The sequence below is a fragment of the Flavobacterium erigeronis genome (assembly GCF_054075165.1).
This window is the reverse complement of record NZ_JBSKGP010000007.1, coordinates 103,916-116,770: the sequence shown is the minus strand read 5'-3', so window position 1 is coordinate 116,770 and position 12,855 is coordinate 103,916. Positions and strand designations below refer to the sequence as shown.

Genomic DNA, 12,855 nt, shown 5'->3' with positions numbered 1-12,855 from the left:
GCCACAAAGGCACGAAGGTGCAAAGTTTTTTTTCTAACACTCCTAGAAAAAAGATTAAAAAAATCTGTTTAAATCTGCTCAATCTGCTTGAAACAAAAAATCTTTGTGCCTTCGCGCCTTTGTGGCAATTTTCTGCACTTAAAAAAAGCCCCACCTTACAAGTTGGGGCGACCAGCATAGTACTGGAGCGCATCTTTGCAGAAATTTTAATCAATTCTTGCAATGAAAACCAACTTACTTTACTCAGCCGTAACAGCTGTTTTAATTTTCTTTTTTATTGGATGTGAAAATGAAAATAACATTAATGAATCTGGATATTTAGTTCCGAAAACCGTCGATGAAGATTCATCACTTCCTTCGATTTTTGTAAACGGAACACAACTGCATGCTGAAACCTTTGGGAATCCAAACGATCCGATGCTTGTATTTTTACACGGCGGTCCAGGTTCTGATTACCGAAACGGATTAAACGTACAAGAACTTGCCGATGACGGTTATTACGTCATTTTTTACGATCAGCGTGGTTCGGGATTATCCAAACGTCATGACAAAAAAAGCTATTCGATTCAACTGGTTTTAGATGATTTAACATCGGTTATTGAATATTATAGAACTTCTCCCAATCAAAAAGTATTTCTGTTTGGACATTCTTGGGGCGCCATGCTCGGAACAGCGTATGTGAATTCATATCCTGATAAAATTGGTGGCTTAATCTTGGCAGAACCAGGCGGACTCAACAAAAATCTACTAGACGAATATGGCGAAATGAGCCGCAAAATCAATTTTTTTTCTGAGGTGACGAGCAATCTTTTGTATGTCGATCAATTTATAACTGGGAAAGAAAACCAGCATGCTATTTTAGATTATAAATACGGAATCTCATCGAGTTTTTCTTATGCAAAAGGAAATACAGAGGGAATTCCAGGACCTTCTCCGTTTTGGAGAATCGGAACCACGGTTTTAGAAAGCTTTATAGATATTTCAGAAAATGAAGGTTTTGATTTTACTACAAATCTCGATCAATATCAGACTAATGTTTTGTTTTTATATGGCGAATTAAATGAATCTTACGGATTGAGTTTTGCACAAAAAGAAGCCGCTTATTTTCCTCTTTCTGAAATTGAAGAAGTGAAAGGAACTGGCCACGAAATGATTTATTTCAAATGGGAAAATGTCGAGCCTTTGGTATTGAATTATTTGAATAATCTAAAATAACTGACATGAAAGCAATACTAGCAATAATCACATTTCTCTTTTCACTTCTTTACTCTAACATTTTACAATCGCAAACCATTAATTGGGAAAATTTGAAAAGTGAAGAAAAACATATTTTGAATGCCAATGCGGGCTGGGAATATAGTTTTGTTTATGGACTAAATTATGGTTATCATTTAAAAGCCAAAATGCCGATTATTCTCGAAAGTTCGATTTCTTTTGCATCTGGCGAAGTTATTTTTGATGATTTTAAAACCAAAATTGGTGGACAAATACATATTTATCAAATTGAAAATTTTCGTTTTAGCACAGCTATTCATGGCATTTACAGACGTTATGGAAATCCGATTGTGACTTTACAAAATTTTGGTGCCGATGCTTCGATTACAATTGGTTATTATAAACCTAAATGGTTTGTCGCAGGAGAATTTGGTTTTGATAAAGCGATTGTAACGCATTTTAAACATTCTGAAATTTATAAAGATGTTTATCCAGAAGTTAAAAATGGCTGGTACGAACCCACAACTGGAGGAAATTTTAATTTTGGAATTCAAGGCGGTTATTCTTTCAGCAAAAGCGATCTCACTTTAAGAGCTGGAAAAGTAATAACACAAGATTTTAAAACCACACCAATGATTCCGTTTTATGTGCAATTAGGATATAATAAATTGGATTAATTAATTAATTGATTCGATACAAAGTTTAAACCCAACAGGTTTTAAAAACCTGTCGGGTTTACTCGACTTACAGTTAATCCTGAAGGGATTATATGTTTATATAAAAAATTTACGCACCTAATTATTCGACCCCTTCGGGGTCGTACGTCTAGACAATGTCACTTTCTATAAATATTTGACCTTTTCAAGGTCAGAAGTAATAAGAAGAAAACTCCGGAGGAGTGAAATATTTATAGAAATTAAATCATGCCATTATAAAAGAGCTCCAGCGGAGCGACATATAAATTTATTCCTAATGAATAATATGTCGCTCCGCTGGAGCTCTTTAAGTTTTGAAACTATTTTTCTATAAATATGATTCTTCTCTGAAGCATTTTTAACAACAAATTCCAACAGGTTTTAGAAACCTGTCGGGTTTATATCGTTTGTCAGGCTGAGCGGAGTCGAAGCCACGCCCCAATTGGCACGCCCTTCGACTTCGCTCAGGGTGACAAATTTATTTAAAAAACAATCTCTTTATTTTCCCCTTTTTTCAAAACAATTCTCTTTATTTTATCTCCCAAAATCAAAGTTGTTTTTCCTCCTTTTTTAGAAGAAACAATCAGTTTTTGAAGATTTTTATTGCTCCAGTTCATTTCGATTTCAAATCCGCCTCGAGCGCAAAGGCCTTTTACAGAACCTTCTTCCCAAGCGTCTGGTAAAGCAGGCAGTAATCTAATTTCGTTTTCGTCTGATTGCACCAACATCTCTGCAACAGCCGCTGCTCCTCCAAAATTTCCATCAATTTGAAACGGCGGATGCGCGTCGAATAAATTCGGATATGTTCCTCCGCCTCTTCTTGGTTTTTCGGTTTTCTTTCCGTCAGGATCAACGTAGCGCAGTAATTCGCGGTACATTTTATACGCACGATTTCCATCCCAAAGTCTTGCCCAAAGATTGATTCTCCAACCTTTTGACCAACCTGTAGTTTCGTCGCCTTTTATTTCTAAAGTTTTCTTGGATGCTTCCGCTAAATCAGGGGTTTTAATCGGTGTAATATGATTCCCAGGAAAAAGTCCGAATAGTTGTGATTGGTGACGGTGTTTTGGGTCATTATCTTCCCAATCGAAATACCATTCTTGCAGATTTCCTTTTTTACCAATTTGATACGGATGCAAATTGGCTAAATCTGCTTCCATTTTTTTTACAAACTCGGCGTCAATATTTAAAATTTTAGCAGCTTTAATTGTTTTATCAAAACATTCACGAATCATTGCCAAGTCGGCTGTTCCTCCATAAAATGTAGCTCCAACAAAACCATCAGCCAATTTATATTGATTTTCTGGCGAAGTTGACGGAGCTGTAATCAAATTTCCATTTTTATCTTCTACTAGCCATCCCATACAAAATTCGGCCGCGCCTTTCATTAGCGGGTAACCTTCATTTTTTAAATAATCTTGATCTTGACTAAAAATATAATGTTCCCAAATATGCGTACTCAGCCACGCACCTGCCATTGGCCAGCAAGCCCACATCGGATCTTCTTTTCCGAATTGTCCAACCGGATTGGTCATTGCCCAAATGTCTGAATTGTGCGCCGCAGCCCAACCTGTCTTCACTCCATAAAAAGTTTCAGCCGTAACTTTTCCAGTCACAGAAAGATTTTTAATAAAGCTCAAAAGAGATTTGTGCATTTCTGAAAGATTGGTGTTTTCTGCCAGCCAGTAATTTTCTTCCAGATTAATATTCATGGTATAATTACTGCTCCAAGGCGGACTCAAATGCGGATTCCATAGTCCTTGCAAATTAGCAGGAACGCCTAATGTTCTGGAAGAACTAATTAATAAATAACGTCCGTAATTGAAATACAGAATTTCGAGATTTTTATCTTCTTTTCCGTCAGCATAACGCAATAAACGTTCGTCTGTTGGTAAATCTTGTGCAGTTGTTTTTCCTAGATTTAAATTGACACGATTATAGAATTTTTGATAATCGGCTATATGCGCGGTTTTTAATTTGTCATAGGATTTTGAAAAAGCTTTATTTAATTCCTTTTTGGCTATTGGTTCCGATACTCCGTCAATTGATGGCGATTTATCAAATCCTGTAAAGCTGGTTGCTACAGAAACATAAATTATCGCTTCGGTCGCATTTCTCAAACCTAAAGCTGAATCTGTGTTTACGATTGTTCCATCCGTATTTTTAATTTTTAATAAAGAAGTAAAACGAGTACCTTTTATAATTTTTTGCTTATTTAAAGCTTCTTTTTTTAAATGAGCAAATGCCTTCTGTTTATCAAAATAACCTGCTGGGAGATATCCCTCAGTATATTCAAAATATCCTGGGTTTTCGTGCATTGGAGCACGCCCGTTGAGAGCTAGACTATTCTTTTTTGCCTCAATATTTGATTCTAATAAACTACTATATTGCAAATCAAAACTTAAAGCCCCTTTTTTACTGCTGGTCAATTTAATAATCATAATTTGATCTGGCGCCGAAACAAAATATTCTCTCGTAAATTTTACACCATCGATTTCATAACTAATCTTTGAAGTCGCATTTGCAAGATCTAACTCTCTATAATAATTTGAAGCTTTTCCTGTATGATGGTTTTTTATTTCTAATGTTCCAAGTGGGGCATAAGATTCTGAGTTTTTTCCTTGAATTTTTTTATTCAATTCTTCAGCTAACCTGTAATCTTCTTTATTAAGCGCTTCACGAATTGCGGGTAGGTTTTTATATGCTTTACTATTCATAAGAGGATAAACAGGCTCACCCGACCAAAGCGTAATATCATTCAAATAAATTTTATCTGAATTCACGCCACCAAAAACCGTTGCACCCATTTTTCCGTTTCCTAAAACCAGGCTCTCTTCAAAGAATTCTGCGGGTTGTTTGTACCACAATTTATGAGTGGATTGTGCTTTTGTGCAGAAAGATGTTAGAAGTAAAATGTAAAATGTTTTTTTTATGATTTTTGAATTCATAGGCTTTGTTGTTTTGGTTTTTATTTATCGTCTCCTATTTTGTCATTCCGAGGAACGAGGAATCACACTCGTAAATCTACAAAGATTGATAATTCTCTTTGCGGAATTCCTAGTGCGATTCCTCGTTCCTCGGAATGACAAACAAAACGTCCATTAATGCTTTGCTTGCGTGAGGGATAGGAGGAAGCTACCGAAGTAGCCCGGATAGCCCGACCCTACCGAGATAAGAAGGCGTATTTTCGTAAAGTATGTTTGCCTTCTTATCTCGGTAGGGTCACGCCCAAATATTATTCATTTCTAAGAACTAAGGACTAAAAACTAAGAACTTATTTACTAACTTTATAAACTTCATTTTCTGTAACCATTTCCCAATTATCGGTTCTGAATGGTGATGCTGGGAATTTTTCTTTATTGAAAAGATTGATTGCCGTATCATCGTCTGCCCAACCGTAATGAACGGCAACTGGATTTTGAACTTTTTCGCTCGAAACTATGATTTTGTTGTCTTTAATTATCGCTTTCGCGGAATGAAAAACTTTGTCTGCACCTGCGATTTCGAAACCTTTTAATTCATCGTTATTTGGCGTTGAAAGTCCGCTGCCGATGTTATCGAAAGTTAGGATGATTTGATTTCCTTTTATTTCCTTAGATTTATAAGTTGGTCCGCTGTGAACTTGTTTTTTACCGTAAATATTATTCATTGCGATTGACGCCAAACGTAAACCAATGTCTTGTTTGTTGGTTGGATGAATGTCTTTTGCGTTTCCGATATCGGTTGTCACGGCCATTCCGGTATTGGGCAATTTTAAAGTTTCTGATTGTGCTTCGCGAAGTTCTGCCCAACGGCTTCCTTTTTGACTGTTGCCTCCGAATTCGTCGAAAGTGGATAACTGCACAAAATAAAATGGAAAATCGCCTTGTTTGAATTTGCTTCTCCAATCGTTAATCATTAACGGAAATGCTTTTTTGTATTGTTTCGCGCGCCAAACATTGGCTTCGCCCTGATACCATAAAGCGCCTTGAATTGCATACGGAACCAACGGATTCACCATCGCGTTGTACAATAACGATGGATAACTGTTTGGCGAAACTTCGATTCTAACTTTTATCACGTTGAATTTCCAAAGTCCGTCAAGCGGAAGATTGGTGTCTTTAAAATCGATTTTTAAGTTGGATGGATCGCCATAGATTCCTCCGCCTCCAGAATAATCTGTAATACGAACGGCAATTACATTTGTTCCTTCTTTCAGCACATTTGCTGGAATTTTATAAATTCTTTTTGCATCCCAAAGATTATTGGTTCCAACTTCTACTCCGTTTACATAGGTTTTGTCTTCGTCGTCTATTTTTGCTAAATGTAAAACGGCTTCTTTTTTGGCTTGTTCGGCTGTTAAAATTATAGTTTTACGCATCCAGACAATTCCATCGATGTTTCCGATTTGCTGGTTTTCCCAAAGTGAAGGCGCTTTTATTTCAGGCCAGTTTTTATCTTGAAAATTGGCGTTTTTAAACTGCTCTTCGTTTTCCATCGAAACTTCAAATCCCTGCACTTTTTTCAGATTATCTAAAACCGATTTTTTATACGTTTCAAAAATAGCATTGATATCTACCGTTGGAACATTGGCAATCATCGATTTAAATTCGTCACTTTTTTCGAAAGCTTCACGGCTTGTCCACGTTTCTACATTGGTTCCGCCCCAAGAAGTATTAATGATTCCGATTGGAATTTTTAATTCTGAATATAATTTTCTGGCGAAATAATAACCTACCGCTGTAAAATTACCAACGTTTTCTTTGTTAGCTTCTTCCCATTTTCCTTGCTTTAAATCGTCTTTCGGAGTTCCGCTTAAATCTTGCGCCACGCCAAAATGACGAATCATTGGATAATTGGCATCTGCAATTTCTTTTTCTGAATTCATCGTTTTAAAAACCTGAAATTCCATATTCGATTGTCCGCTGCAAATCCAAACTTCGCCAACCAAAACATTTTTGATGGTGATCTTATTTTTTCCGATAATGATTAATTCGAATGGTCCGCCAGCTTTTTCTGGGCTTAAATTTAGCGTCCATTTTCCGTTTTTATCGGCTGTTGTTTTTTTAATTTGTTTGTTAAAATGCACTTCGACACTTTCATTCGCATCTGCAAAACCCCAAATCGGAATTTGTTTGTTGCGTTGCAATACCATTCCGTCAGAAAACAGTAAAGGCATTCTAACATTAGCATTAGCTATAACACTAACTATCAATAAAATAAAAACAATTATTTTTTTCATTTTTCTAATTTTATGTTTTTTAAACCACATAAGTGATATAAGATTTTTTAAATTTAAATTAGCTATTGTAATTACATTTACTTATATCACTTATATGGTTTTAAAAGATTTTTTACTGTAAACCTTCTTTTAAAGCGGTTAAAACTTTTGTATCGAAGACAGAATTATCGCTTCTGTTGAAAATTCCAAAACCATTATTTCCGATGCTTCCTTCATCCCAATAAAAAGGTAAAAGTCCGTTTGCTTTTGCTGTTTTCACGACCGTTTTTAAATAATACGCTCTCGAATTTAAATGTAGTATTAAAGCATCGCCTGTCAAAGTCGTTCTGCGAATTGCTCCAAATTCTCCTAACAAAACCGGAATTCCTTTATCTACAAATTGCGTTTTCATTAGTTTGAAATTCTTTTCTAGATCGGCTTCTTCACCCCAAGTTGCATTTCGTTCCGTATCGATTGTGGAGTGAAAACCAGCTCCCCAATAGTAGAACATTTTACCCCATGTTTCGTCTTTGGTTAAACCGGCAAAATTCCAAGGAGAATAATAATGCACTTCGACCATCATTCTGCCCGTAACTTTATCTACTGGCAATGTAGTCATTAATTTGTTTGTTTTTTCAATATCGGTTGTTGGACCCTGAACAACCAAAACACGAGTTGCATTTTTCCCTCCAGTCGAACGAACCGCATCAATAAAAGTTTGGTGATAGGAATTTAAAACGGCCATTTGTGCGGCATCTTCAACAGCAGGTTCATTGGCACTTGCAAAAAGTAAATGCTCGTCGAATCCGCGTAAGTGCGTTGCGATTTGTTCCCAGAAAGCTTTTTGTTTGGCGTTATTTTCTACTTTTTTGGCTTCGGTAATATTGTTTTCCAGCCAGCCGCCGTCCCAGTGAATATTCACTACAACATACATATCGTTATCAACACAATATTGAACGACCTCTTTTACACGATTTAACCAATCGGTTTTGATTTTTGCTGTCGCAGCGTTTTCTAAATTCTGATTCCACGAACACGGAATTCGAATAGCATTAAATCCGTTTGCTTTTACAGCGTCGATTAAAGCTTTTGTTACTTTCGGATTTCCCCAAGCGGTTTCTCCGCCTGTTGCTTCCAAAGTATTTCCGATATTCCAACCTAATTTGATTTTGGCCGCCAATTCAACTGCCGAACTTCCCATGCCCGAAGCGTCTGTCGCAATCGGATTGGTATTGTAACTTGGATATAAGGTTGTTGCTTCAGCCGCTGCCTGTGAAATTGAAATTGACACAGACGGAACTTGACTTCCTGTTAATGTAACCACCGCATTTCTTATCGATGCAGCTGTATTTTCTAAAGCGGTAATTTTCACGATTGTACTTCCTGAACTTCCAGCGCTCTGGCTTAATTTTATCCAACTTACAGGACTTGTCAAAGTCCATGCAATTCCATTAGAATTAACAGTTACTTCAATAGTTTTTTCTTTGCTTTCAAAATCAATTTTATCTGTACTGGCTCCTAACGATTTTATACTTACTGGAGGATTTTCTTCCTTGTCTGAACTGCAGGCTAAAACTCCTAAAAAAGCAAAACATAAAACTAGACTCAATATGTAATCTTTGATTGGTATTTTCATTTGGTTTGGTTTAAGTTAAGTGTAAGTTTTTAAAATCAACGCCAGCTTTAAATAGGCTGGCGTCAATTTCATTTATAATAAAGAAGAAGAATAACTGGGTTATTTAACTGTTACTGCGATTTCTTTTTTGATGTCTCTTGAAGACGTTCCTACTTTAATAGTATATTTTCCTGGTTCTACTACCCATTTTTTTGAAGTAACATCGTAGTACGCTAATTCTTTTACAGGAACTTTAATTGTTACTGTTTCTGAACTTCCTGCATTAACTGCTACTTTTTTGAAACCTTTCAGTTCTTTTGAAGCACGTGTCACTTTAGAATCCGATTTAGAAGTATATACTTGAACCACTTCTTTTCCGTCTGCTTTTCCTGTGTTTTTAACATCAACCGAAACTTCAATAACATCGTTTTGTGCGTAATCGGTTTTGTTTGTTTTTGCATTTTCTAAAGCAAAAGTAGTGTATGATAATCCGTAACCGAAAGGATATAACGGCGCTACATTTTTAGTATCAAACCAACGGTATCCTACCAAAAGTCCTTCTGCGTAATTTACTGTTTTGTCTCCAGGGAAACTGTTTGTGGCATGCGCAGGAGAATCTTGAATTTTCTTAGGCATTGTCCAAGGCAATTTTCCTGATGGATTTACTTTTCCTAAAATAACATCTGCCAAAGCATTTCCTCCTTCAGAACCGTTAAACCAACTCCAAACTAAAGCTGAAGATTTTTGGCTTACTTCATTAATATCAAACGGAGCACCCGCAATCATTACTACAATTGTTTTCGGATTTACAGCCAATACTTTTTTGATTAATTCTTCTTGTCCAAAAGGCAAATGTAAATCTCTTCTGTCTGAAGCTTCTGTTTCATAATCACGGTTTGAACCTGCAAAAATGATGGCAACATCAGAATTTTTAGCTGCTTCTACTGCTTCTTTAATTTTCGCTGGATCAACTTTATCAATTGTAACAGGTCCTGTAGAAGTAATATTTCCTAAGTTTCCTTTATTTTTTTCGTCATAACGCTCTAAATATCCTTCAGCATAATTGATTTTAACTGATGAAGGCAATCTGTTTTTTAGACCTTCCAAAGGCGTAACTTCTCTTTTTGTTTTTACACCCGCTCCAAATCCGCCAAGGGCATTTTTCTTTGTCGCATTGTTTCCGATTACAGCAATAGATTTTACTCCGTCTAATTTTAGCGGAAGCGCATTATTTTCGTTTTTTAATAAAACAATAGCTTCAGCAGCAATTTCGTAAGCGTCTTTGTAATGTGCTTCGGTTGCGATACTTCCTTTTGCACGTGTTCCGCCGCCCATTGCTTTGATATGGAATAAACCGCGTAAAATACGTTTTACATGAAGATCAATTTCTTTTTCTGAAACTTCTCCCGATTTTACTGCAGCAATTAATTTATCTGCTAACCAAAATTCGTTGAATGGTTTTGGAGTTCCCATTTCGATATCTAAACCGCTTTTAAGAGATTTTGCTGTAGAATGAACCGCAGCCCAATCCGAAACTACGACTCCTTTGAATCCCCATTCATCACGAAGGATTTTGTTTAGCATATAATCGTTCTCACATAAATATTCTCCTCTAAATTTATTGTAAGCGCCCATAATGCTGTATGCTTTTCCTTCTTTTACCGTTGCTTCAAAAGCTGGAAGGTAAATTTCGCGAAGTGTACGCTCGTCAATCTGTACATCTACAAAATCACGATTTGTTTCTTGATTGTTTGCCGCATAATGTTTTACGCAGGCCATAACATCTTTTTCCTGTAAACCAACTACCAACGGCACCGCAATTTTCCTGTTCAAAAACGGATCTTCAGACATATACTCATACGTTCTTCCTCCAAGTGGTGTTCTCACAATATTAATTGCTGGTGAAAGTAACATGTCTTTGTCTCTTGCGCGTAATTCTTCTCCTAAACTGCTTCCGAATTTATGAGCCATTTCTGCATTAAAAGTGGCTGCTAATGCTCCGCCTGCTGGATAATAAGTTGCAAAATCGTTTGTCCATCCTGCTGGCGCCCAGTTGTCACGTGAAATTTCTTCACGAACTCCTAGCGGTCCGTCTGCCATTTTTAATTCCGGAATTCCTAAACGTTTTACGCCTGCGTTAGCAAACATACTGTTCCCGTGAAGCATTCCGATTTTTTCTTCTAAAGTCATCTGCGAAATCAATTTGTCGATTTCTGCGTCATGCTCTGTTCCGATTTCTTTTCCTACGTATTCTTCGGTTTGTGCCGAATTTGAAGCTGCTGTCTGTGCATCATTTTTACAAGAAGCAAATAAGGCAAAAACAACCGCTGACAACATTATCATTTTGTTTTTCATAGATAGTTAGATGTTTTTAGATTTAAAGATTTTGATTCCTCACGCGCGATCTGTAAATCCAGTTAATATTATATGTTTGTGGTTTTTTGTTTTTCATTTATTGTTTTACCAAATTTAGAAAAACAACATCATTTTCATTAATTTTTAATTCTTTAGAAAAAGTTCCTTTTGCGTCGATTGTAATTTTTTCTGTTGCAATTGGATCGCCGTTATTTTTCTTTTTCATCGAATTGACCTGCTCACGCGTTAACTGGCTAGGTTTATTTAAAGCCAGATAATCTGCATAAACGTCATTTACTTTGTAGCCTACTTTATAAATTTCTAAAGTATATTTTCCTTTCTGCAATCCGTCAACTTCTACTTTTACAGTTCCTTTTTCTTTTGATGGAAGATCTTTAACATAATACGTCTGATTCCACATTTTTTCGCCTGGATGCGTATTAGTAAAATCCCAAAGCAAAATTTGCACATCGCCTTTTGCATTTTTAGTCGTCCATGAAGTTTTATCAGCATTTTGAAGTTCTGTTTCTCCTAATTTATTTAAAAACTGATACGAGAAATACGCTGGTTTTTTGATTCCTTGCGTATTCAATAACCCGAAACCGCCGTGAAAAGGTGTGAATCTTGGACCCGGTTCTTCAAAAATATCGGTAAAAACCCAATATGACATAGAATTCGCTGCATTGCCGACTTGTTTCAATTTCTGCAAAATATACGCTGCTGAATGATAACTGTCGTGAATTGGATCTGCGGGCGTATAAGAAGAACTCCATTCGGTATAATGCAATTCTAAATTGGGTTTAGCCGAATTGGTAATTTGCTTACGCGAATTGATAACGTCTCCGCTAATGCTGTTTTCGTCTGGACTCAAAACGGTTCCCGAAGTTCCAAATTCGTCCAAATACCCTTGGTTTACGCCGTATGTATGAGTTGAAACGAAATCCATTGGAACATTGTTTTTTTCGCAAAATTCAATAGTTTCTGGAACCCATCCTGCACCCGCCGTTGCGGGTCCGCCAACTTTATAAGCCGCGTTTACCGCTTTTACGCCACGGGCTGCATAATCGTATAATTTGAAATATTCGGCCTGAGTTCCTGACCAGAAACCTGGAGACAAGTTTGGTTCGTTCCAAACTTCAAAATACCATGTTTTTACTTCTTCAACTCCGTATCTTTCTGTAAAATGCTGGGTTAGATTTTTAATTAAATCTTCCCATTTTTTATAATCTTTTGGAGGTGTAACGTTTCCTTTCCACCAAAAAATAGTTTCTTTTCCGCTTGCCAGTGCATTCGGCATGAAGCCTAATTCGACAAATGGTTTCATTTTTAAACTCAAAATATAATCGAACAAAACATCGACATACTGATAGTTGTATTCTGGATTTCCTTTTGAATCTTCACGGTAAACCGCCATATCATCAGACAATAAACCATGAAAACGAATGTATTTAAAATCACATTCTTTCTTTGTCAGTGCCAATTGCTGTTGCCAGTCGGCGCGAAGTCCTTCGTTTGCTCTTCCCGCTCCAATGCATTCTTTAAACATGGTGTTCAATTTTCCAGCCGATTTGTTGTAATCAACCTTAATGGTTCTGTTTTGTGCCATCAAATGGACTGAACTAATTAAAACTGCTGCTATTAAAAGTTTTTTCATTTGGAAATGGTTTTTTTAACCACAAATTGCACAAATTATCACAAATTTAATTAGCGAAAATTTGTGAAATTTGCGGTTATATTTCTTACACAGAATTCAATATTAAAAAATCTGTTTGATC

7 protein-coding genes are annotated in these 12,855 nt (G+C 36.4%); 2 read left to right on the top strand and 5 right to left on the bottom strand.

Annotated elements, in window-relative coordinates; translation table 11 throughout:
* Positions 1-222: 222 nt before the first annotated feature.
* Both ACWA1F_RS14715 and ACWA1F_RS14710 read left to right on the top strand, forming a co-directional pair.
* Positions 223-1,215, top strand: a complete 993-nt coding sequence (locus ACWA1F_RS14715; RefSeq protein ID WP_456894600.1) for an alpha/beta hydrolase — start codon at positions 223-225, stop codon at positions 1,213-1,215.
* 5 nt (positions 1,216-1,220) lie between these two features.
* On the top strand, positions 1,221-1,892 hold the full coding sequence (locus ACWA1F_RS14710) for a hypothetical protein (protein ID WP_456894598.1): 672 nt from the start codon (positions 1,221-1,223) through the stop codon (positions 1,890-1,892).
* A gap of 500 nt (positions 1,893-2,392) precedes the next feature.
* On the opposite strand, the gene ACWA1F_RS14705 is transcribed toward ACWA1F_RS14710, so the two are convergent.
* The 5 genes from ACWA1F_RS14705 to ACWA1F_RS14685 all read right to left on the bottom strand — a co-directional run bounded on the left by ACWA1F_RS14705 (position 2,393) and on the right by ACWA1F_RS14685 (position 12,734).
* Positions 2,393-4,858: a glycoside hydrolase family 95 protein gene (locus tag ACWA1F_RS14705; RefSeq protein WP_456894596.1), complete on the bottom strand. Its 2,466-nt coding sequence runs from the start codon at positions 4,856-4,858 to the stop codon at positions 2,393-2,395.
* Positions 4,859-5,184: 326 nt separating this feature from the next.
* On the bottom strand, positions 5,185-7,131 hold the full coding sequence (locus tag ACWA1F_RS14700; protein WP_456894594.1) for a sialate O-acetylesterase: 1,947 nt from the start codon (positions 7,129-7,131) through the stop codon (positions 5,185-5,187).
* Between the two features lie 112 nt (positions 7,132-7,243).
* Entirely contained in the window at positions 7,244-8,746 is a 1,503-nt protein-coding gene (locus ACWA1F_RS14695) for a cellulase family glycosylhydrolase (protein WP_456894592.1), read from the bottom strand.
* Positions 8,747-8,845: 99 nt separating this feature from the next.
* Entirely contained in the window at positions 8,846-11,080 is a 2,235-nt protein-coding gene (locus ACWA1F_RS14690; protein WP_456894590.1) for a glycoside hydrolase family 3 C-terminal domain-containing protein, read from the bottom strand.
* A 97-nt stretch (positions 11,081-11,177) separates the two neighbouring features.
* Positions 11,178-12,734 carry a GH39 family glycosyl hydrolase gene (locus tag ACWA1F_RS14685; protein ID WP_456894588.1) on the bottom strand — a complete coding sequence of 519 codons (1,557 nt, stop codon included), beginning with the start codon at positions 12,732-12,734 and terminating at the stop codon, positions 11,178-11,180.
* Positions 12,735-12,855: the final 121 nt, after the last annotated feature.